The sequence below is a fragment of the Mesorhizobium sp. M4B.F.Ca.ET.143.01.1.1 genome (assembly GCF_004792275.1).
In the GTDB taxonomy this organism is placed as follows: Bacteria; Pseudomonadota; Alphaproteobacteria; order Rhizobiales; family Rhizobiaceae; genus Mesorhizobium; species Mesorhizobium abyssinicae.
This window is the reverse complement of the sequence record NZ_SRSR01000012.1, coordinates 30,040-49,506: the sequence shown is the minus strand read 5'-3', so window position 1 is coordinate 49,506 and position 19,467 is coordinate 30,040. Positions and strand designations below refer to the sequence as shown.

General features: G+C 57.5%; 26 protein-coding genes and 1 pseudogene. 15 read left to right on the top strand and 12 right to left on the bottom strand.

The features are described 5' to 3' along the window. Nucleotides 1–62: 62 nt before the first annotated feature. Entirely contained in the window at nucleotides 63–395 is a 333-nt protein-coding gene (locus EN786_RS25405) for a helix-turn-helix transcriptional regulator (RefSeq protein WP_127309783.1), read from the bottom strand. Nucleotides 396–562: 167 nt separating this feature from the next. Between EN786_RS25405 and EN786_RS25400 the strand changes: the two genes are divergently transcribed. From EN786_RS25400 to EN786_RS25390, 3 genes are all read left to right on the top strand, one after another. Beyond that, on the top strand, nucleotides 563–895 hold the full coding sequence (locus EN786_RS25400; RefSeq protein ID WP_127309782.1) for a hypothetical protein: 333 nt from the start codon (nucleotides 563–565) through the stop codon (nucleotides 893–895). 11 nt (nucleotides 896–906) lie between these two features. Then, nucleotides 907–1,614 carry a hypothetical protein gene (locus EN786_RS25395; RefSeq protein ID WP_127309781.1) on the top strand — a complete coding sequence of 236 codons (708 nt, stop codon included), beginning with the start codon at nucleotides 907–909 and terminating at the stop codon, nucleotides 1,612–1,614. A gap of 186 nt (nucleotides 1,615–1,800) precedes the next feature. Then, a complete protein-coding gene (locus tag EN786_RS25390; RefSeq protein ID WP_127309780.1) occupies nucleotides 1,801–2,991 on the top strand; it encodes a hypothetical protein in 1,191 nt (396 codons plus the stop codon). Between the two features lie 16 nt (nucleotides 2,992–3,007). Here EN786_RS25390 and EN786_RS25385 read toward each other — a convergent pair whose 3' ends face one another. Next, nucleotides 3,008–3,328: a helix-turn-helix transcriptional regulator gene (locus EN786_RS25385; protein WP_127309779.1), complete on the bottom strand. Its 321-nt coding sequence runs from the start codon at nucleotides 3,326–3,328 to the stop codon at nucleotides 3,008–3,010. 432 nt (nucleotides 3,329–3,760) lie between these two features. Here EN786_RS25385 and EN786_RS25380 point away from each other — a divergent pair, with 432 nt between their 5' ends. From EN786_RS25380 to EN786_RS25370, 3 genes are all read left to right on the top strand, one after another. After that, a complete protein-coding gene (locus EN786_RS25380) occupies nucleotides 3,761–4,753 on the top strand; it encodes a hypothetical protein (RefSeq protein WP_127309778.1) in 993 nt (330 codons plus the stop codon). Nucleotides 4,754–4,834: 81 nt separating this feature from the next. Then, nucleotides 4,835–5,278, top strand: coding sequence for a MucR family transcriptional regulator (locus EN786_RS25375; RefSeq protein ID WP_127309777.1), 444 nt, complete (start codon nucleotides 4,835–4,837; stop codon nucleotides 5,276–5,278). Between the two features lie 335 nt (nucleotides 5,279–5,613). Then, a complete protein-coding gene (locus EN786_RS25370; RefSeq protein WP_127309776.1) occupies nucleotides 5,614–5,799 on the top strand; it encodes a hypothetical protein in 186 nt (61 codons plus the stop codon). 385 nt (nucleotides 5,800–6,184) lie between these two features. Here the strand turns inward: EN786_RS25370 and EN786_RS25365 are convergent, their stop codons facing one another. After that, on the bottom strand, nucleotides 6,185–6,376 hold the full coding sequence (locus EN786_RS25365; protein ID WP_127309775.1) for a hypothetical protein: 192 nt from the start codon (nucleotides 6,374–6,376) through the stop codon (nucleotides 6,185–6,187). A gap of 930 nt (nucleotides 6,377–7,306) precedes the next feature. Beyond that, nucleotides 7,307–7,553, bottom strand: a pseudogene (locus EN786_RS25355) (hypothetical protein). Here EN786_RS25355 and EN786_RS38720 point away from each other — a divergent pair. Further along, on the top strand, nucleotides 7,456–7,971 hold the full coding sequence (locus tag EN786_RS38720) for a hypothetical protein (RefSeq protein WP_246688758.1): 516 nt from the start codon (nucleotides 7,456–7,458) through the stop codon (nucleotides 7,969–7,971). The pseudogene EN786_RS25355 and the gene EN786_RS38720 sit on opposite strands and share 98 nt — an antisense overlap. A 234-nt stretch (nucleotides 7,972–8,205) precedes the next feature. Here the strand turns inward: EN786_RS38720 and EN786_RS25345 are convergent, their stop codons facing one another. Continuing rightward, nucleotides 8,206–8,406 carry a hypothetical protein gene (locus tag EN786_RS25345; RefSeq protein WP_127309237.1) on the bottom strand — a complete coding sequence of 67 codons (201 nt, stop codon included), beginning with the start codon at nucleotides 8,404–8,406 and terminating at the stop codon, nucleotides 8,206–8,208. A gap of 33 nt (nucleotides 8,407–8,439) precedes the next feature. Further along, nucleotides 8,440–9,285, bottom strand: a complete 846-nt coding sequence (locus EN786_RS25340; protein WP_127309236.1) for an RNA ligase family protein — start codon at nucleotides 9,283–9,285, stop codon at nucleotides 8,440–8,442. Between the two features lie 147 nt (nucleotides 9,286–9,432). Here EN786_RS25340 and EN786_RS25335 point away from each other — a divergent pair, with 147 nt between their 5' ends. Together EN786_RS25335 and EN786_RS25330 are read left to right on the top strand one after the other, a co-directional pair. Then, a complete protein-coding gene (locus tag EN786_RS25335) occupies nucleotides 9,433–9,690 on the top strand; it encodes a hypothetical protein (RefSeq protein ID WP_245478155.1) in 258 nt (85 codons plus the stop codon). Nucleotides 9,691–9,699: 9 nt separating this feature from the next. Next, on the top strand, nucleotides 9,700–9,966 hold the full coding sequence (locus EN786_RS25330; protein WP_127309234.1) for a hypothetical protein: 267 nt from the start codon (nucleotides 9,700–9,702) through the stop codon (nucleotides 9,964–9,966). A gap of 399 nt (nucleotides 9,967–10,365) precedes the next feature. Here EN786_RS25330 and EN786_RS25325 read toward each other — a convergent pair whose 3' ends face one another. The 4 genes from EN786_RS25325 to EN786_RS25315 all read right to left on the bottom strand — a co-directional run bounded on the left by EN786_RS25325 (nucleotide 10,366) and on the right by EN786_RS25315 (nucleotide 12,134). Further along, entirely contained in the window at nucleotides 10,366–10,617 is a 252-nt protein-coding gene (locus EN786_RS25325) for a hypothetical protein (RefSeq protein WP_127309233.1), read from the bottom strand. A gap of 79 nt (nucleotides 10,618–10,696) precedes the next feature. Further along, on the bottom strand, nucleotides 10,697–10,855 hold the full coding sequence (locus tag EN786_RS37815) for a hypothetical protein (protein ID WP_189340271.1): 159 nt from the start codon (nucleotides 10,853–10,855) through the stop codon (nucleotides 10,697–10,699). Nucleotides 10,856–11,179: 324 nt separating this feature from the next. Next, nucleotides 11,180–11,455 (bottom strand): hypothetical protein, encoded by a 276-nt coding sequence (locus tag EN786_RS25320; protein WP_127309232.1) that lies wholly within the window; start codon nucleotides 11,453–11,455, stop codon nucleotides 11,180–11,182. Nucleotides 11,456–11,852: 397 nt separating this feature from the next. Next, nucleotides 11,853–12,134, bottom strand: coding sequence for a hypothetical protein (locus tag EN786_RS25315; RefSeq protein WP_135861010.1), 282 nt, complete (start codon nucleotides 12,132–12,134; stop codon nucleotides 11,853–11,855). 240 nt (nucleotides 12,135–12,374) lie between these two features. On the opposite strand from EN786_RS25315, the gene EN786_RS25310 reads away from it, so the two are divergent. Next, complete coding sequence (locus EN786_RS25310) at nucleotides 12,375–13,268, top strand: ankyrin repeat domain-containing protein (protein WP_127309231.1); 894 nt, start codon at nucleotides 12,375–12,377, stop codon at nucleotides 13,266–13,268. 68 nt (nucleotides 13,269–13,336) lie between these two features. Here the strand turns inward: EN786_RS25310 and EN786_RS25305 are convergent, their stop codons facing one another. Beyond that, the gene (locus tag EN786_RS25305) at nucleotides 13,337–13,924 is read right to left on the bottom strand and encodes a c-type cytochrome (RefSeq protein WP_245478154.1); all 588 of its coding nucleotides are present in this window, start codon (nucleotides 13,922–13,924) and stop codon (nucleotides 13,337–13,339) included. A gap of 59 nt (nucleotides 13,925–13,983) precedes the next feature. Here EN786_RS25305 and EN786_RS25300 point away from each other — a divergent pair, with 59 nt between their 5' ends. The 4 genes from EN786_RS25300 to EN786_RS25280 all read left to right on the top strand — a co-directional run bounded on the left by EN786_RS25300 (nucleotide 13,984) and on the right by EN786_RS25280 (nucleotide 17,355). Then, on the top strand, nucleotides 13,984–14,172 hold the full coding sequence (locus tag EN786_RS25300) for a DUF3606 domain-containing protein (protein WP_127309229.1): 189 nt from the start codon (nucleotides 13,984–13,986) through the stop codon (nucleotides 14,170–14,172). A 668-nt stretch (nucleotides 14,173–14,840) separates the two neighbouring features. Continuing rightward, nucleotides 14,841–15,260: an SgcJ/EcaC family oxidoreductase gene (locus tag EN786_RS25290; RefSeq protein ID WP_127309228.1), complete on the top strand. Its 420-nt coding sequence runs from the start codon at nucleotides 14,841–14,843 to the stop codon at nucleotides 15,258–15,260. A 303-nt stretch (nucleotides 15,261–15,563) separates the two neighbouring features. After that, a complete protein-coding gene (locus EN786_RS25285; protein ID WP_245478153.1) occupies nucleotides 15,564–16,289 on the top strand; it encodes an excalibur calcium-binding domain-containing protein in 726 nt (241 codons plus the stop codon). Nucleotides 16,290–16,521: 232 nt separating this feature from the next. Further along, nucleotides 16,522–17,355, top strand: a complete 834-nt coding sequence (locus EN786_RS25280; RefSeq protein WP_210212281.1) for an NYN domain-containing protein — start codon at nucleotides 16,522–16,524, stop codon at nucleotides 17,353–17,355. Nucleotides 17,356–17,367: 12 nt separating this feature from the next. Here the strand turns inward: EN786_RS25280 and EN786_RS25275 are convergent, their stop codons facing one another. Further along, the gene (locus EN786_RS25275; RefSeq protein WP_127309227.1) at nucleotides 17,368–18,003 is read right to left on the bottom strand and encodes a recombinase family protein; all 636 of its coding nucleotides are present in this window, start codon (nucleotides 18,001–18,003) and stop codon (nucleotides 17,368–17,370) included. A gap of 455 nt (nucleotides 18,004–18,458) precedes the next feature. Between EN786_RS25275 and EN786_RS25270 the strand changes: the two genes are divergently transcribed. Then, on the top strand, nucleotides 18,459–19,379 hold the full coding sequence (locus tag EN786_RS25270) for a hypothetical protein (RefSeq protein ID WP_210212280.1): 921 nt from the start codon (nucleotides 18,459–18,461) through the stop codon (nucleotides 19,377–19,379). Nucleotides 19,380–19,467: the final 88 nt, after the last annotated feature.

Below are 19,467 nucleotides of genomic sequence, written 5' to 3'. Positions count from 1 at the left end.
TCGGGATAACGAGTGCAATACATGGCCAGCCCTTTGCAATTCGGGGGGCTGGCCCAGACGCCTTAGCGGCGTTTTGCAAGTGCGCGCAGCTGCTCGACAGCCACAACCAGATCGCCGTCGGTCAAATCACCCAGCAGTAATCGCGCCTCAACCTCTTTCTTGAGCCGATCACCTGATCGATTGGCCGTGTTCTGCTCGAAGAAACTCTCGACCGGAACATCGAGAGCTTCACTGAGTCGAATTAGGGTTTCGAAACTCGGCCAATTGACACCCCTCTCCCACTGCGAAACGGCGTCAAGCGATCTGCCCGTGCGAGACGCAAGATCATCCTGCGTCAGCCCCCGAAGCTTCCGTAGCTCCTTCAGAATCATGCCGAAATTGTCGATCGCAGACATATCGCAGATGTGCGCTGCCTGCGAATATCGTTGAACCTAGATGGCTACGAACGTCTGGAAATAATTCGTAGAGAACTACCAGTTTTTGTTGATTGCCCAGGTTTGCGAGGGTATCGCTATCCCAGCGTAAGGGACCACCCCAGCATCGGGGTGAAAAGGGGTAATGCATGGAAGAAGCCGTTTTGCCAGCCGCAACGATCGACTGCCCGTATTGCGCGGAGCCGATCAATCCGAAATCCAAGAAATGCAAGCACTGCGGGGAAATTCTCGATCCGCAGATGCGGGAAATCGAGCTTCTGAAAAGCCAGCGTAACAGCCCTCAGGTGTTTATGAATGCCGGCGGCGGGGCTGCTGCCGCCGCGGCAGCTTCTGGAACCGGAACGACGTTGAGGCGATTCCCCCACTGGTTCCACATCCTTCTGTCGATCATAACGAGCGGCCTTTGGATCCCGGTGTACATCCTGATGTATCTGTTCCGGAACAAACGCTATTACTATTGAGAGGGTATCCGATGGATGTCCTCTCCAGATGTTTCCTGGCCCGCCATCACATTAAAACGGTACTTCCGCTGCTATTCTTGATCGCTTGCGGACCGACAGCCCACGCGTCAGACGCCCTGCCGATCGCCGATGGCTCGTATATGCGGTCAGCAAATGCATGCGAGCAGTTTCGCAAAGGCGAACTGGACTCGATCGAGTTTTCCGTCTCGAAGGCTGGTCACGCCTATGAGGTTCCCGAAGTGGGATGCGTCGTCGCATCCGTTCGAAAGCTGCGGACAAATCGTTATGCTGTGGAAGCCGATTGCCTGGAGACCGGAAATCCATTCCAGCGCTCCTTCATACTGGATGTCGAGGGGGAGCAGACGATAAGAATTGACGGTGGCGAACTGACTGCCTGCGACGCCAAGGCTCCGACTGTCAAGCTCAATCAAGGTACCGACCTTCCCGGTATCGCGATCGTCCCTGCCAACAGGGAAAGCGGCACGAAGGCTGAAACCCCAACAGCCACTTCACCAGCCAGGCTGATCCGGCAATGGCAAGCTGCCAATGAAAATTGTCGTGGCGGCTCGGGAGATGATCCTGAGACCGAAAAGGCCTGCAATGCGCGAGACGCACTGTCCCGCCAGCTTGAAGCTGCCAAATGGTGCTACGGCAAGAACGGCCAAGCCAGCTATCAGTACAAATGGCACCGCTGCGAAAAGGGCTCGATCCACTTCTAGAGCTGCTATCGGATTTTCAGCGGTCAGACAGCCCGCAGTGTGAAGAAAGCCGCCAGAGCCGGACTAGCGTGCTGACATCCAACTTCCGAGTGCGTTGAAACCGCGGCGTGAAGTTCACCAACTTCGAAACAATGATTCGACAGGGTTGCCTGACTACCACTAGACTTCTGCCTGGGGTTTCTGGGCATGTTTCGCTTCTTTTCCATTCGCGTCCTGCTGTTTATCGCGTCGATTTTGCCGGGCGCTCCAGCTCACGCCGGCTTGCAATTCCAAGCCGGACAGACTGGCTGGGGACTGCACTATATCTTGGTGTCAGGCGATTTCGCTTATCAAGACGACTTGTCTACCTTTGAGAACCAGGTGCGATCCAATTCGGCGACCGCCGTCACATTTTCGTCTCCAGGCGGCAACATCCAGAAGGCCATGGAACTCGGACGCCTCATTCGCAGGCTAGGCATCAATACGATCCAGTTCAGGGCCGTCGAGTGCGCCTCGGCATGCTCGCTTGCTTTCCTGGGCGGCGTCATCCGCTACGCTGACCCAGGCTCGATCGGCGTTCACAAATCGTCTTTCCAGGGCGATGTTTCCCTAACCACCCAGGAAGCCGTCTCCGCCGTTCAGCAAATTACCGCTGATGTCATGACCTATATGATCGAGATGGGTGTGGACCCGGCTCTGCTCCAGCTTTCGCTGCAATATGACAGCAACGACATCCGTTATCTGTCGATGAGCGAGATGGTAAAATACAGGGTTGTTACCTTCACGCCAGAAGCCGGCCATGGCCAGGTTGCTAGCGAGGTGCCGCCCTCGACGCCAATGCCTCAGCAGCAACCCACCGCGCCCTCGCCACCAGCCACTCCGCCTCCCTCAGTTGCTCCACCCTCGCCAACCGCTCCGTCGCTTGCAATTCCGCAAGCCCGCTCGGGTCGTATCGGGCACCCTAAAGGTTCGGCACCTCTGAAGGCGTTGCCGGAAGGAAAGTCGGCGAATGTCGCGGTGCTGAGGAACGGGAGTTGGGTGGCGATTCTTGGTAGCAGCGGTCGCTGGTATCAAGTCCAAACCGGAAATCAGGTGGGCTACATGCATGACACCTGGGTTCACGTCGACCAATACGACAGCGGCCCATTCGGGAAGAGGCATATCCAGGTCAAGAGCTTCGACAACTATGCCGAAGCGGCGGCATATGTGCGCTCCGCATCGATCCCTCTGTCTGCCTATCTTGCCACCAATGGCTGGTTCGCGATCACCTTGGAAAGCACGTTCGATGAGCCGATGGCCAAAGGTCTGGTCAGGGAGATGAAGGCGAGGGGCGCGATCCCCGACGACGCCTATGCGACGTTCGGCAACACCTACGTTCGCAAGGTGTGCTGCCAGTAGCTGTGTCGAGGCATGATTAGCTACTGTTTTCCGAAGTCGGTCTTTGCAGAAGTTCGCACAGGCTGGTGATTGCCTCGTCAATCCCTGGCTCGTTGCGCTTGTAGAAGACTCGTGTCCCCACCTTCGTGGCCGAAACCAATCTGGCATCTGTCAGCCACCGCATGTGCAGGCTGACCGACTCTTGTGTGAGGCCAAGCCGGCCGCAAATTAGCTTGTTCGTCAGGCCGGTCTGTCGCGCGTCGGGCTCATCGGGGAAATACAGCTCGGGCCAGTTGAGAAAATCCAAAATCTTGAGCCTGCTTTCGCAGGCCAGCGCCTTGATGACGCGAGCGTCCATCGCCGTTCTCCATCAACTTGTTTCCGATGGGCGGCGCTATCCACAAACGGATGAGTATCGACAACGGGTTGTCGAGCGAATTTGCATGGTTAGTCACGCTAGGGTCTACTATGGTCTGGCTCCGTCAGGGTCAGCCGAGTTAGTAAACCATGGTCATTGCTCATCGCGTCAACCAATTGATTACGTCGTGCAAGCCACAAGCTGTTTGCGATGATTGCATAGTCGAAGCGGCCGGATTGCGCTCGCATGCGCACTCTTCCCAAATCACGGCTGCCCTTGGTACAACTTCAGACTTCGATCGGGAACGCGGCATTTGCTCACTCTGCCATTCTGAACGGATGGTCATTCGGGCCGTCCGCTAGACCTGGCGCCAAAACCGTTGCCCTTGGTCACTTTTAAGATGAGGGCGGAGCTACCAGGAGATAGCCCGCCATGCATCAAAATAGAATCAGCTCGTCGCTCAACGGTAACGGGTCGGAGAAATCAATTGTCGCCCTGCTGGCACGGCAGGAGAGCGGTCAAGTTCTGTCGATATGGCAGCACGATCGCATCAGCGAATACCTGCTCGCGGCCGACACCCGACGACACACGTGGCATGCATGGCTCGCTACCCGAGGTACGGCGATTCGCGATGTAGACGAAACGTACCGGCTTTTCACTTTCGGCAAGCCCAGGGAAATTCTGACAGAAGCATTCGGGGAATGCCCTGCGGGAATGATCTCGGCACTGGGTAAATTCGGACCATTTGCAAGGCCGAGGCCCGTCTATTTGGCGCTCCATCAAGTGCTTTCGGCGGGCGGACCGCTGGCAAATCACATCCATCAGTCAGCCAAGGTCTTAGATGACGACCTTGTCTCACTCGCAACGGCTGTCACCATCCCGGCGTCGAACCGAGTCATTCGCGCGCTGCTGAAGTGCAAGATGCCAGCTCAGGTAATGGTTGAGCTGCTGTGGGTGATTTCAAGGATGGCGCCAATATACGACGAGCAGCTATTGGTTCGAGCCATTACTCAGGGCCGCCAGCCGGCAGCTATCCTAGCAAACTTGTTCAGCCTGACGCCGTTTCCAACCCCCCCATTGGATCAGACCGACGCCCTGATCCCGATCACCACGGCACAGCAGCTGCGTAAGACGGGAGAGGAATTTGCGAACTGCCTGAAGGGTGGCGAGGAGTTGGCCTACGCCCTCGCTTCAATCCAATCTGGTCAGCGCTATTTCTACCGCTGGAACGGCGATAATCCGACGCTTCTGACATTCTGTCGATGTGGGCCAACAGGATGGATTTTGGCTGAGCGGTCCGGTCCGAAGAATTCACGTGTTACTCAAGCCACGATCGACAAGATAGGTGAAGTGCTGGCCGGCGTCCCCCACGTCTTTGTCGATAAGGTAGGATCAGGCATGCTGCAGTGGATTTGCACGAGATGAAATTCCGACGGCTACTTCCATTGTTGATAAGACGGTTTTCAAAAGCTACGACGGCGAGGGGATTCATAAAGGAGATTCAACTTGGCCGACGAAACGACCAGCCTGATCGAATTAACCGCAGACATCGTGTCTGCCTACGTCAGCAACAATCCGCTGCCGGTTGCGTCTCTCCCGGATCTTATCCAGAGCGTGAATTCATCGCTTTCGAAAATCGGAGGACCGCCGGATCCCGAGACGCCGGCCCTGGTTCCAGCGGTCAACCCGAAGCGCTCCGTTTTTCCTGACTACATCGTCTGCCTTGAAGACGGGAAGAAGTTCAAATCCCTAAAGCGCCATCTCAACGTCCACTATGGCCTTACACCCGAAGAATACCGCGAAAAGTGGGGCTTGAAGTCGGACTATCCGATGGTGGCGCCGAGCTACGCCGCTCAGCGATCCACGCTGGCGAAGGCCAGCGGACTCGGTCGCAAGCCCGGAGCGAAACCCGCGAAGAAGGCGCCAGCCAAGCGAAAGGCGCGGGCATAGTTGCCGTATAGCGCTCCGCTGCACGAACTGTGGATAGTAACCGCTTGTTCACCATAAGCCGGCAATCTGATTGAGGGTGATCTAATCACACTCAAAACTGACTCTGCGTCATTCGTGACGCACCCCCGCCGAGGCCGGCGGCCGACGTTTTCAAGTACCCCAATGCGCCCCAACAACAGTATACGTCGGTCGCCGGTTCTTCTCTCCATTGGGTGTGATGCCCTTCGTCCCGCTCTACATTGCCGCAATCGGCCTAGCGATGCTCGCCAGCGCAGTCTGGCGCTTCTCTGCGGCCCCGCTGCATGCTGGCGCGATCAGAGTGGAAGGTTCGATCTATGGCCAGAGAAGCCGATTATCAGGATGACGATATAGTGGTCATCTCGCACAACCCACTGGTAGGCAAGTTGCTGCTGATCACGGAAGACAACGAAGAGATCGAGCTTCACCTCGAGAGGGACAGCGCCGAAGCGCTGATGAGCGCCCTGGGTGCCTTCTTGATGGAAGGCGCGATCGGGCTCTGACAAACCCGCTCGCGAGTGCTAAGTTTGGCGCGCGGCATACCCCCTCCTAAACAATGCCGCAGTGGCCGATGCGGGCAATGTCGTCTCACCGGCATCCGCGTCGGTCATTCCTCGACTGCCGTGGGATGGCGGGAGCGCGGGTCCGGAGCGGGGCGAGCCTGTGGCGCCTTGACCCTACTCATCTAGGAGACCCTGCAAATGAGCGATGTGCTCTGCCTGTGCCTTCAGGAAGCTTCGCAAGAACTCTTGCGGGGATGCCCGTCTCGCGCCAGACTCTCAATCAGGCGGCGCTGGCGGGCAATCAGCGCTTCGCCTTCAAGGACATGGCGCTCTGCCATTTGCAATAGGGTTTCGCGGCGGGGCATCGGACCGTCATTCCCACGGATTAGACGCGTGTCACCTTGTCGAGCCCAAGCCGTCTTCGTTGCCCTTCGGCGTATGAAAGAGCGTGCGCTACCGTGTCGAATGATCGGGTGAATTCCTGGTCGTGCTCGACGACGCGGACGAACCATTCGCCGCAGACCTCGGCCAGTTCAACGCAAGAAGCATTCTTGCGGAAAGGGATCACGTTATCCATCGCAGTTCTCCTCAGGAAGCAATGGGAAACGTCAATTTTTATAAGCCTGGCCGGGAGTTTTTTTCAAGCCCAAAATGGATGAAAGAGCCCGCCTGCCATGGGTGCCAGACGGGCTCTCTATCGGGCCGGCGGAATCGCATTTCCAGTGTGCGCCTGGTTGCGAATTACACCCACCCGACGCGACGCGCGATGGAGCCCAGCCGCGCGCCGTCTGCTTGATCAACTTCGCCCGGAGCCTGATGTTCCATTGCTTCACGAAGCCGGCGGCCGCACCAGACTCATTTCATGGCGAAGGGCATCAAGATCGGCGATGAGGTAGCTGTCCCCGCGACAGTACGGCGCCGGGTGACGGAAGACCGGGTGAGCGTCTCGATCCCCTCCTACGGCTTCCCGCACTCGATCGTCGATAAGACGTCGACGGTGAAAGGCCAGCACATCGAGTGGCCGACGAAACGAAGTTATGGCCGCTTTCGAAGTGACGTAGCGCTTGAACCAATAGGCCTTCCGCCAGAGGGAGATGGCGGAAGGCCTATTGGTTTGGGAGCGGCTACATTCCTGAGAAATCGACCGCTACAGCAAACAATGCACGAGGGGCGCGAGGAGTTCCAGACAGTTAAAGCATTCGCAACTGCAGGCGCTGCTTTGCTCAGGGCAGCCAGCAAACCGAGCGGAACATTGGGCATCGTCAGAAGTTGGAATCCCAGTCAACCTGGGGAACGCCCCGATGCCAGAGTATTTTGTTGAACAAATGTCGGGTGAGACGGTCACTACATGGCGAGTTGTGAAGGCTGAGACACCAGAAGAGGCAGCTCGCGAAGGTACTGGATGTGATGTCAAAGCTCGAACAGCCGAATTCATTTGGGTCAGGGTGACTGACGAGGATTTGCGCGAGGTCTATGAGTTCAGCATTGGGCAACCGCATCCCATCGTTCAATCCGCCAAGCCGGCCTCGCGATGAACGGTCGCGTCAAAGATCACCTCATAGACGCTCCCAATTTCTTCCTCGATCTCCGTGCTGTCGATCCCGAGTGCCTTGGCGCCAGCAAAAAAGCTGTTGGGCCAATTCAGCCACGGAGATGATGTCGGCGCCGACCGTCTCCGGGATGTTGTTGGAAATCCATTTGTGGAGAAAGTTGATGCCGCGCGTACTATCTCGCGACAAGCGCCGGCCGGGCATTAGGTTCCGCCGCCAAACGGAACATTGCTCGCTCCTAGGAAACTTAGGTCAGCTCTATCAAATGCCTGATGAGGCCATCGGGCACAACGGGTTTCACAAGACGCCGAACGCCCGAAAATTCGCTTGGGACAATGGTCCGGTCATACCCGGTGACGAATATGAACGGGATACCGTGCGCCTTCAATTCGGCCGCGACGGCGAAAGTCGCGGCAGCACCCAGCTTTATGTCAACCGTGGCGCATTCGACGTCCTCGCTGGCGATTTTCCTCGATGCATCTTCAGGATTGGCCACCGGGCCAATTACCCTGCCGCCAGCTTCGGTGATCGCCTCTTCGAGTTCGATCGCGATCAGATACTCGTCCTCGACGACAAGGACTCGGCGACCCTGCAGTGGCGCTGCCCGCTTGAACTGACCTGAATTAATGGGAACGACAGAACACAACATCGACGCCCCCCTTTGGGTTGTCGGGTCAACAAGAGAGCTTACACCTGTTGGGGGGATTTGCGAGTCATTTGGCGAGAACCGAATAGCCCGGCTGCTCAGCAGGATGGCAGAGCGACACGATCGGGCGCCGGGCTATTCAGTAGGCCCGCTGCATGGGTTAGGAAGTTGGCAACGGGGATTCATGACAGATCCAACGTCGAGCGAGCCTCACGGTTCCTTCCGCACAATCCAGTCCAGTAAGTCCGGGTCAATGGTCTCGTAGCCTGACATGATGCGCACGATGTTCTTTACGGCCGGGCGCCGTTGCGCTTCGGGCGGATTGTCCTCGGCAACCCACCGCAGGAAGGCTTGGCGGATCACGTCACATTCAAAAGCGGAAATTGACTCGCGTGTGCGGGCTTTGACCATGAGGCCAAATGCGGCTTAGGTCGATAGGTTCCATCAATCCTCTTCCCGGAAATCCTGCAGCGAAGCATGGCGTAGGTCGGCCTCGCCCCGCAGGTGCTTCACACGTCCGATCAGCCCCGACTTTACCCACTGCGTCGCCGGCCGCTTCATACCCTTCGGTTGACTTCCTGGAGCCTCCTGGACGCGCTGCCAGAGTCGTTCGCGCATTTCCCGGTTCAAGGTGATATAGCGCCCGGTGCCGCGCTCGGCCATCAGAGCGAAAGCCGGTTTGCCGGCCTCGCGCTCGACGCCAAGCAGCTCGTATTCGTCGATGGTGAAGCACTTCGCCTTTAACCAGTTGGTCGATGGCCCAGAGCGATACTTGCTATCCTTCCGCTTCGAAACCATGCCTTCGAGCCCAGCCCGATCCACAAGATGAAACACCGCGTCGCCAGTGCCTGGCAGCGCCTCACTGAACTGGATGTGTTGACCCTCGGGAATCATCGCCTGGAGGATTTCCCGGCGATCGATCAAGGGCATGTCGCGCAGGTCGTATCCGTTTAGATGCAAGAGATCGAAGGCGACGAAATAGAGATCATGCTGGCGCCGGGTGATGGCTTTGGGCAGTTCGCCAAAATCGGAGACTCCCGCGTCGTTCAGCACGATAATTTCTCCATCTATGATCGCACTCCGGACGTTCAGCCCTCTCGTGGTTTCGGCCAGATCGCGATATTTGGCTGTCCAATCGAGGCCGCGTCGCGTGAGGATGCGCACTTCGGCGTCATCGATGATGATTTGCGACCGGTAGCCGTCGAACTTCACCTCATGGATCCAGGCATCGCCTTCGGGCGGCCTCTCCACAAGGGTCGGCATCAACGGCTCGATAAACTTCAAACGCATTAATGCAACTCGAGAGGACCGCGATTCAAGGCACCAAACCCCGATCGGTTCCGGAACATTTTAGCTAACTTGAATGTTTAAATAACTACCCGGCTCAAAGCGATGGAGACGATGGCGCGAGGTCCGCGAGTTGGTGACGAGATCACTTTGACAGCCACCATCCTGAAGGTGATGGAGGATGGCGTTTCGAGCGTGAGCATCCCGACCTACAACTTTCCCCTTGCGATCGACACACCGAAGAAGGCCAGGGCCGGTGAAAAAGTCCCAATCAGCGGCTTTGCGACACGCGTCGATAGCACCGACGGCAAGATAACCGTTCGGATTGACGGCGGTGGCTTGGTCACAGTCGACGCCGATTCCATCGCAGACTGCTCGCCGACTTCGCGCGTTGCCGTGAGGGAATAGGAGGATCGAGTGGGCAAATATCAGGTCAGCAGTGACCCAGTCTCCGACAACTGCCCTTACGACCTCGATTTGTTTATGGAAAAGCACGGCCTCTCCAGGCGCGCAGCGCAAGTAATCCTGCACTCAAATGGGCCATCGCGTATCCAATGCGATGCCGCAGCAGAAGCCTTTGTTCGCTTCAAGCAGTGGAGGGAGGATGCGAGAATGAAGCCGCCTTCTCCGAGCATTAAGTCGAGCATCGGAGCGCCGAGCCCTTTGCCGCAAAAGGCCAGCTGAGCAAACCCCCCGGCCGGAGCCAGCGGGCCGGTCCACCTGATGTCTCAGGTCTCGGGAATCTCTTGCGGTGGAAGCGGCCCGGACAGGCTGAATGCGACCACGGTCGACAGCTTCGCTTTCTTCGCTAGTGAAGGCTTCACATATGGTTTCTTTGTCATGCAGCTCCCCGTGTTTGAATCGATGCTGTCATCGCCATGCGGCCTTCCGTTGTCAATGCGAAAAAGGGCCCGCCATCCAATCGCCCCGGAAAGATCATATCTGTCGGTATGTTTGACTTTTCGACCTTCATTAATGGCCGGCATGGGCGCGTACTTGCTGTTGCGCTAAAGCGAAACCCGCTGCCGGGGGACAGCAGCGGGCCTTGCCTCACCAACTTACCGCCCCAGGGATGTTCCCCGCTTAGTGGGGCTCCTGCGAAACCGGAAACGACTGAGAGACGCTGATGATAGCAGAATAGATCAGTCTCCCGGCTTCGTCACAGACGGAGACGGTCATGGATTCATCCAAATCGCTTGAGGCCATTTCGTCGACTGCAATGTCTTGCAGAGCCTTGAGCGCCTCTCGTCGCATTTCGCTCAGGCTATCGAGATCGACCCAGGCATCGCCAAGGGCATGTCCATTTCTCACAACCTCGAAGAGGTATTTCGACATTCGGCCACTGTGAGACAAAGCAACTGTGGCGGCATTCAAATTTGAGGGCCGGCTATGACCACAGCGTCCAGCCCTCCGCCTAGCCGGCGGTCAATGCTTTGTGGGGCCTGACGCCGTGGGCGAGAATGCTGATTTCGGCTTCAGTCAACGTGATCTGATAGCGCTGTGTGGAATTCTTCGAGTAGATGTCGTCAGCAATAATCGAGACGGTCACATCGCCATTCTCGTCGACCTGCACATCCTCGATCTGCAGCGGCGCTGAGTATATGCACTTCGGCGATCCTGGCCTTCGCGCAGGCTGAGCAGACAGTCGCAATGTGAAAAAATCCCTTGCTGTACCAGCAGTTCGTCTGACGCAAAATTGATGCCAGCAATTCGGTCCCGAGGTGAAACACTGAAACGTTGGGCTACTCCCCCGTTCGTCCTTATGGATACGTGCCTGCTATTTCGGCAGGAGCGTATTGTTTCGGCAGCCGGCGCCGCGTTCGCCCCCCCAACCCAGCGCCGGTTAGGCCCGGCGTTTGCTGGCCTACCCACGCCAGCCTGCCGGGCCGCTCCCGTTTCATAAACTCCAGCCTTTGCGCTTGTCCGGCGTAGCCGCGTGGTTGGTAAATTGAAGGTTCCGGTCATCTCGGCCGGCGCGGCGGCACTCGTGGGAAAAGATCACCTTTACCAGATCCCAATGAAGGCACGGCTGGTCGGGGCCGAGACGCTGCACAAGCGCAGCGACATCAAGCACGACATGGCGTTTGCAGGTGAGGCAGTCGACGGAAAGTCCGCTGCCAGCCTCCAGCTTCTTGCCGAGCGTGTCTTCTAGAAACGGGAATTTCATTGTCATGGCGATCTCCGAAAATGAGGTCGCCGCACCGGGGAGGATTATATTCCTCATCGCCGATCGCTTGCCAATAGCGATTTTGGAACACCCACAGCCCGGCTCGCTTATCTAGGTGACACAGGATTTCGCGAGCCGGGCCGTGTCCCCAAGAGACCGGTTGGCGTTCCGGGGGCATGTGCACTCTGCGACGGTCACATGGCCTAAGCAAGGAAGCCCGTCGCCGGAGGAGAGAAAAGGGCGACGGGCTCTCGACCCAGAAGCGGACATGACCGCTGCCAGCTACAATCAGCAATCGCGACCTTCCGTTCCATGTCCGAACGCAAATATTAGCATCTGCTTGAGGGCTCCGCTTCGGGTGGGTGGTGGCACCAGCGGGTCACGGTGACGCTTCACCCTTCGTTCACGATATTAACGCAAGCTCATACGTGGACATGCAGGGTATTGCGTACATGCCCAAACAAAGCCCCGGCGCCGAACACCCCTTCAGCGCTGGGGCTTTTCCTTTAATGCTGCGTCTTGCCGCTTGATTGATCCGCCTGAACTTGTTGAAGGCGCGCGCCTCATCAACAGTCTCAAACTGCCGAGACGTTATCGTGCCGTCCGGCTTTAGAACCACGGCGAGGAATGGAAGCCCGAACACGGGCGGGTGATAGACGGCATAGATCGTGCTGCTGCGCTTCATCGCGGCATTTTAAAGGGATTTCTGGCCCGGAACCAGATGAGCGTGGGTGTTCGGGTCGGCGGTCTTTGCGCGGGACCGTTAAAGAGCTTCGCAGGGCGCCCAACATTTAATCCCAACTCGGCTATGATCACTTGTATATTAGCATTCACGAATGGAGTATAAGACTGACGTCATCGGGCTTGCCGTTGGGGATTATCCGATGAACGGGGGGCTCCGACTTGCTTGCCTTCGGAGATGCCAATGCGCGGGTTCTTGGTTTTAGTCCCATTGCTTTTTGCACAGATTTCGACTGCATCCCATGCCGCCGCCATCCACGACGCCGCCACGAAGGGCGACGTGGCGGGGATCACGGCTGCGCTCGACGCAGGTTCTGACGTCGATGAGAGCGATGGGAAAGCAACGCCGCTCTATCTTGCGGTCAAGGGTGGGCATCTTGCGGCGGCAAAACTGCTCCTCGAACGCGGCGCTGACGTCAACGCCGCCCCGACGCTTTTGGGTCCTGCCCTGATGCCGGCTTTGGCTAAACGCAGGATCGACTTGATCAAACTGTTGCTGGACGGAGGCGCAAATCCAAATTCGAAGCGCAGCCGCGAAAGCGCTATCCACATCGCAGTCAATCTCGATTGCCTCGATTGCGTTGAGGCACTGGTCGAGGCCGGCGCGGACGTCAACGTGAAGACAAAGGACGGCAAGACGCCGATCCATCTGGCGAAATTCAAGGGGCTACGCGAAATCGCTGACTACCTCATGTCGCACGGCGTCGTCTTGCCAACGCCGGCTCGGATCGCGATGAAGTTGGCTACTGCCGATGTCGAGAAAGGCCATACCTCCTTCACCCACCTATGTGCCGGTTGCCACAGCGCGGAGCCGCAGGGCGCAAACAAGACGGGACCGAACTTGTGGGGCGTCGTTAGCCGCGACAAGGCATCAGTGCCAAATGCGCGTTACTCCGCCACCTTGATGGGCTGGGAAGGTGCTTGGACTTACGAGGACCTGAATAAATATCTGCTTGAGCCCATGGTCACCACCCCAGGCGTTTACATGGAGATGCCTGGGGTTCCGGACGAGGCTGAAAGGGTCAACGTGATCGCCTACTTGCGTACTCTCAGCGACAAGCCGAGCCCGCTGCCCTGAAACTGACCACCCTCATCCGACCAAACCGGGACAAGGCAGCAGCTAAGCTGATTGAGTCTGGGCCCTAGCTAGGGCAGTGGCATTGGTGTGTCGGCGAGGGTTCTAAGATAGGCGATTACGCTCAGACGGTCGGCCTCTTCGGACACTCCGCGAAGTTCCATGTTGACACCGGGGGTCGTCAGCGTTGGGCCGGCAAGGAAGACGTTGAGGTCCTCATATGTCCATGTCCCGTCCCAGGCCAGCAAGGTCTTAGAGTAGCCTTCAAACTTCGCCGATGCCTTGTCGCGCCCGACGACGTTCCAAAGGGTCGGCCCGTTGTTGGTCGAGATTTCGTTAGCCCGTACGGCATGGCAGACCGCACAGGTTGAGGCAAAGAAAGCCGCCCCCTTGGCGGGGTCGCCCTTCGACGATCGGGTGGAAATCGGCTCCGGCTTCAGGATGACAACTCCATGCGCTAAAAGGTAGACGGCGATATCCGCGTGGTCGTCATGCTTTGCGAGATGGTAGGCTGTGATGATGCCCGGCAGGTGATTGGGATCGCCTTGAACCCATACGGCGTTGACATCGGCGCCCGCCTCGACCAGCGCCTTAACACAGTCGAGGCAACACTGGTGGTCGCCACACCGGCAACAGATCGTGGCGCCGTCGGCAGACACATCGCGCGTCGGAATAGAGGAAACTCCTCGAAGGAGATTCTGGCGGAAGGAGGCCCCAATTGGCAAAGGACAAAAGCAGAGCCTACCTCCGCGCCGCAGGCCAAATCTCGCTTGACGATGAGTATGAGGTGAATTTATTCGCCCTGCAGAACAACATCACACCGGCTCAAGTTCGAGAACTCATCCGCAAGCACGGCAATGATCGCGCAACCCTGACCAAGGCTGCCAAGGCATTGCCAGGACGATGACGAGAAATTCCCAGAAATGAGGCGAGCCGCCTTGGCCTGAGCACCGGGCCGACCACCATGTCTACAGCGGCCCCAGATCATGACGCGACAAGCGCCTCAATCCCTGCCGTAGGCGAGCATCGACGTGGCGCGATACCTGCAGGAAACGCGAAGCCCGCCGTCTCGGGGAGAGAACGACGGGCTTTTGCTTGGGGAGCGGCGGAGGGGACTGGCCGCTCGAGATAGAAATCCGCCAGACCTGAAACTGTTCCCTGAAATTTTCGACTGAGACGCTATCCACCGCCGACAAACCCGCTGATTCTTCTTCGCGCCAGCCCTGCAGTGTGAGATAATTCCGACCAGGGTTTTAGGGCGGCAACGATGTCATTGTCGCGCAACAGAGGTGTGTACGAACCCGCTGATTTGGACTTGCTCCAGCGGGTCTTTGACCGACTGTGCAAAGAACGCCGGCTGGCGCTCAAGGACAAGGACCAGAGGGAATATCTTGCCTCTCAAATCTTCGAAGTTTTTGACAACGGATCTACCAACGAACCCGATTTGTGGCGCGCGCTTTCCAAACGCACCAGAACCTAAGCCGCTACCTCCCAAGAGCCGTTCCGGTGACAGCGCCCGCCGGCGCCGCTACCATTCCGATCGCATGGCCCAGCGGAGCGCAAAGGAGACTTTTCATGACAATCGCGGTTAGCAAACCTGAAGATGCCGCCATCGCCTTTGCCGACGCTTGGAATAGGCACGATATGGACGACTTTGGAGCTTTGTTCTGCGAGGACGCCAATTTCGTCAATGTCGTGGGCATGTGGTGGAAGAACCGCAGCGAGATCGAAGCAGCGCACCGCGCAACCCACGGGAGCATGTTTCGTGAGAGCCGATTGGAAGGCGTTGTCTCGTCAGTGGTCGGACTGTCTCCCGGCCTTGCAGCGCTGCACTATATATGGACCCTGACCGGTGCATCCGCTCCGGACGGCTCACCGGCCGGACCACGGAAGGGCATCCTCCTTCTGATTGTGAAAGAAGAACAGTCGGGCTGGCGGATAAAGGTGGCCCAGAACACCGACATTGTTCCAGGGGCCATTGCCCCCCCCAGGTGAGGAACTTGCGGCAGGGTTTGAGTGGATAGCTATTCTGGCCTGCCGCCAAGCCGGTGAATGATGGCGTCAAGCACGGCCCTGGTAGATGATGCCCTGTCTTCTTCCAGCTCGTTGCTGCGGAGAGTATTGACTGCAAGTAAGACTTCTCTAGACCCGCGCCGCATTTGGGAGCATTCTCAGGCAGGGGAGAAGGGCTTGGATAGATCACGTCACGACAATCGATCTGACCAATGGCGCAAGCGCACTGGCGCGAGACGCTCACGCGCCCTCCGGTGGGCTAGCGTACCGCGACGGCTGGTCTTCGTGACCGTCGGCGCGGCCGCTGCTTTAGCCGCGCTGACCGCCATGAAGCACGCCGACAGCTTGGATGAGTTCAGTCTGCAGAGCTTGATCAGGCCTAAGCAACCGGAGCCGATCACAGGCGTCGCCTCCGTCATCGACGGCGATACGATCGAAGTCCACGGGCAGCGAATCCGCTTCAACGGCATCGACGCACCGGAGAGCAAGCAGTATTGCGATGATGCAAAGGGCTTCGAATATCCCTGTGGCCGGCGATCGGCGGAAGCGCTCGACGGCTTCTTGGCGGCTTCGCGACCGGTGCAATGCACGTTCGTCGAGTGGGACCGCTATCACCGCTTCGTCGGCGACTGCCGGCGCGCCGACGGCGCCAGCGTGGCGGCGTGGATGGTCGAGCACGGCCAGGCGCTCGATTGGCCCCGGTACAGCCACGGCGCCCATGCGCCACTGCAGGCCAAGGCGGAAGCGGCTAAGGTCGGTCTGTGGGTCGGCAACTTCGAACCGCCTTGGGACTGGCGTGCTTCACACGCCGACGGCGCGGCACCATCGAGCCAGCCGCTCGGCATCGTCAGCAGTGAGCTGGTCGCGCAGAGCGGCTATTCGTGTGAGCCGCGACGGTACTGCTCGCAAATCAGCTCGTGTGACCAAGCCCAATGGTATCTGCACAACTGCTCATGGGGCAGCAAGCTCGATCGCGACGGCGACGGGGTAGCGTGCGAGACGTTGTGTTGAAGCTTTGCGCCACGCGATCACGTGGCATTTTTGTACCCGAGTCGGCTTGAAAAGAGGGACCTTATTTACCATTTTTGTGTTTCTGTTAGCGCTGTCGCGCGGGAACAATCCTCTCCCTTGACGAGTTAAAACGGTTGCGGTAGCTCTACCGCCGAAACGCCCCTGGCAGTACGTTTCCCCCTCAGCGAGAGCTGATCATAGATGGGAAGCCGAGCCCAGGGGCTTCGCATATATGAGCCCCTCGATGCACCGGAACCGGTTAGCAGTCTTAATTGATGGCGGCTTTTTTCTAAGGCGGCTCAAGCATCAATTTCCAGGCATCGATCACACCAATCCTAAGGTAGTCGCCCGCCTCATTCATGCGCATGCCATACGGCATCGCTATCAAAAAACTGGTCGCGACGAGAGCGGCCGGCACATTTTCGAGAGCTTTGAATTATATCGAATTTTTTATTACGACTGCCCACCATTCTCAAAGAAGATGCACTATCCGGTCACGAAAAAAGCGATTGATTTCGCGAAAAGCGAACAAGCTGTTTTCAGAAACACGCTACATGACGAGCTGCGCAAGAAGCGAAAAGTTGCCTTGAGGATGGGGCATCTACTTGACACTTCATCATGGCGTTTGAAGGCATCCACGCTAGCTGCGGTACTAAAGGACGAAAATACCGAGCTTGGAGACGAGGATTTCGAGCTGGACACCATCCAGAAAGGAGTCGACATGAGGCTCGGCCTCGATGTCGCGGCGCTCTCCTACAAGCGTCTTGTTGACCAAATCGTCCTTGTCGTTGGAGACAGCGATTTCGTTCCCGCAGCCAAGTTGGCCCGTCGAGAAGGGATAGACATCATTCTGGATCCCTTGGGACAAGCCGTTCACGCACATTTGCATGAACACACTGATGGAGTCCGAACTCCGCCGATGCCAGTTACACCTCCGGCCAAGAACGCAGCGCCAGGAGCCACTCAGAGCAAAAAGTCCAAGAAAGTGCCAACTTCCGTCGAAGCCGTCGAGCATGCTGAGGAGACATGGAGCTTGCCCGAAGACGAAGACGAAGACGGTCTTTAATGGTTGGAGCGCCTATAGCGGAGACAAGAGGACGGTAATCAAGTTCTTGGCTGTCTGAGGATAAAAGCGGTTGCCGTTTACCGTGACGAGACCCGCCTCGTTCAAGTGGCGAGCCAGCTCTGAATATGACATCGATGGCCACGTGGCGGGAAGGGAACCGCGAATTTGGTTCGCAAACCTCACTGCCCTCGCGCTATTTGCTGCTGCCAAGACGCTTCCATTTTTTCCAAGCACGGCTCCTCTACGCTTAGCTTGGACCAATGCAGCTTTCGTCCGTTCTGAAATCAGCCTTCGCTCCTCCTGAGCCAGAGCTGCGAAAATATGTAGCTGAAAGTCCGTGGCATTAGGCATCTCGACGATAACGAGACGAACTCCCTTCTCCATCATCGCCGAAATGAAGCTGACACGCCTGGAAAAGCGATCCAAACGGGCGATCAACAGGGAAGCTCCGGCTTTTTTCGCCGCGTTTATCGCTTTTGCCAGTTCAACTCGTCGATCGTTCCTGCCAGATTCCACCTCGACGAACTCTCCGACCAGCTCCCCATGGGCATCAGCAAATTGCCGAACCATCTGCTGTTGAGCCTCTAACCCGAGGCCGGATCGAGCCTGTTTTTTGGTCGAAACCCGATAATAGCCGACGTATTTCATGAGCCTCGTCAAACATAAACGCTGGTTTATGTTTTAAGGGCTCCTCCATAAATGCGGTCCGAGACAACGGCGCCTGAGTCCCAGGAGGAGAAGCTGACGTGATATCGAGAGAAGAGCTGTACCGGCTGGTCTGGTCCGAACCCATGACGAAGGTCGCTGAGCGGTTCGAGGTTTCAAGCAGCTATTTAGCTCGCGTCTGCACCGTTCTGAACGTTCCTCGACCTGAACGTGGTTATTGGTCCAAGCTCGCTGTCGGGAGAGCTTCCAAGGCAGACCCATTGCCGGAAGCTCGACCCGGAGACCAGACATCTTGGTTGAAGGATGGCGAGCTACCGATGCCACCAAAGCCGCGGCTACCGCCTCGGCGCCGATCGGACACCGCGGTACGCATTCCTAGGACCAATGTTCATGGCTTGGTCCGTGGGGCCAAGGAGCATTTCGAGAACAGCAGGCCTGTGGACGAGGGAGCGTATCTAAGGCCGTTCAAGAAGCTTCTGGTTGACGTCACGACATCCAAACCTTGTCTCGATAAGGTGCTCGATTTCGCCAGTGACCTTTTCAATGCCTTCGAATCCGTCGGACACAGGGTCGTCATTGCCCCACCTGACGAGCATTTGCACGGAACGACTCCTGACGAACGCGAGGTTCGCAGCAAGGACCGCAATCTTTACTACCATAGCGGTTTCTGGTCCCCGAACAGACCGACGGTCGTCTACATTGGCAGCGTGGCCATCGGTCTTTCGGTCGTTGAGATGTCCGAGGATGTCCTGATGCGCCACGTCAATGGCAAATACATTCGGGATGCCGATTATGTCCCGCCGGTGCGTTCACGCGACTATACGTGGACCACTACCAGAACACTGCCCACAGGCAGGTTGAGGCTGATAGCGTACTCTCCCTATTGGCGGGTTACATGGTCCTCAGACTGGCAGGAGACAAAGCAGAAATCACTTCGCCCGTCGGTGAAGTCGATTGTGCAGTCAGTTGAGGGGGCGGCTGTCGATATGGTTGCAAAGCTGGAGGAAGCCGATCGACAGGCGGAAATCGAGCGCATCGAAAGAGAGGCAGCTGAAGAACGGCGGCGCAGGGAGGAGGATCGTCGTCGCGTTGACCAGTCAATTCAGGACAGCAAAGACTACTTGGGCAAGGTCATCCAGCAATGGTCGCACTTAATGAGCGTCGAGCGCTTCCTTGTGGGAGTGGAGCAGCGCGCCCACGAGTTACCCGATGATGATAGAGGTGCCGTACTGGAACGGCTGAAGCTTGCGCGAGACTTCTTGGGTACTCAAGATCCACTTGAATTCTTTCGATCTTGGAAGACCCCAGAGGAACGGCATCGCCCGCTGTATCCAAATACAGATCCAAACGAGGCCTAACGTAAACAAACAAGAACTGCATCAGCGAGTGCGGCAAGATATTGAAGATGAAATTGTCTCGGCAATTGACAGTCAGACACCGGTCGGA

Coding starts and splice junctions, on each gene's coding strand:
- EN786_RS38720 (WP_246688758.1), top strand. CDS start 7,456: ATGTCGGCGCCGACCGTCTCCGGGATGTTGTTGGAAATCCATTTGTGG.
- EN786_RS25320 (WP_127309232.1), bottom strand. CDS start 11,455: ATGACAATGAAATTCCCGTTTCTAGAAGACACGCTCGGCAAGAAGCTG.
- EN786_RS25370 (WP_127309776.1), top strand. CDS start 5,614: ATGGCCAGAGAAGCCGATTATCAGGATGACGATATAGTGGTCATCTCG.
- EN786_RS25400 (WP_127309782.1), top strand. CDS start 563: ATGGAAGAAGCCGTTTTGCCAGCCGCAACGATCGACTGCCCGTATTGC.
- EN786_RS25290 (WP_127309228.1), top strand. CDS start 14,841: ATGACAATCGCGGTTAGCAAACCTGAAGATGCCGCCATCGCCTTTGCC.
- EN786_RS25340 (WP_127309236.1), bottom strand. CDS start 9,285: ATGCGTTTGAAGTTTATCGAGCCGTTGATGCCGACCCTTGTGGAGAGG.
- EN786_RS25405 (WP_127309783.1), bottom strand. CDS start 395: ATGTCTGCGATCGACAATTTCGGCATGATTCTGAAGGAGCTACGGAAG.
- EN786_RS25380 (WP_127309778.1), top strand. CDS start 3,761: ATGCATCAAAATAGAATCAGCTCGTCGCTCAACGGTAACGGGTCGGAG.
- EN786_RS25325 (WP_127309233.1), bottom strand. CDS start 10,617: ATGTCGAAATACCTCTTCGAGGTTGTGAGAAATGGACATGCCCTTGGC.
- EN786_RS25365 (WP_127309775.1), bottom strand. CDS start 6,376: ATGGATAACGTGATCCCTTTCCGCAAGAATGCTTCTTGCGTTGAACTG.
- EN786_RS25310 (WP_127309231.1), top strand. CDS start 12,375: ATGCGCGGGTTCTTGGTTTTAGTCCCATTGCTTTTTGCACAGATTTCG.
- EN786_RS25315 (WP_135861010.1), bottom strand. CDS start 12,134: ATGAAGCGCAGCAGCACGATCTATGCCGTCTATCACCCGCCCGTGTTC.
- EN786_RS25390 (WP_127309780.1), top strand. CDS start 1,801: ATGTTTCGCTTCTTTTCCATTCGCGTCCTGCTGTTTATCGCGTCGATT.
- EN786_RS25395 (WP_127309781.1), top strand. CDS start 907: ATGGATGTCCTCTCCAGATGTTTCCTGGCCCGCCATCACATTAAAACG.
- EN786_RS25280 (WP_210212281.1), top strand. CDS start 16,522: ATGAGCCCCTCGATGCACCGGAACCGGTTAGCAGTCTTAATTGATGGC.
- EN786_RS25345 (WP_127309237.1), bottom strand. CDS start 8,406: ATGGTCAAAGCCCGCACACGCGAGTCAATTTCCGCTTTTGAATGTGAC.
- EN786_RS25275 (WP_127309227.1), bottom strand. CDS start 18,003: ATGAAATACGTCGGCTATTATCGGGTTTCGACCAAAAAACAGGCTCGA.
- EN786_RS25385 (WP_127309779.1), bottom strand. CDS start 3,328: ATGGACGCTCGCGTCATCAAGGCGCTGGCCTGCGAAAGCAGGCTCAAG.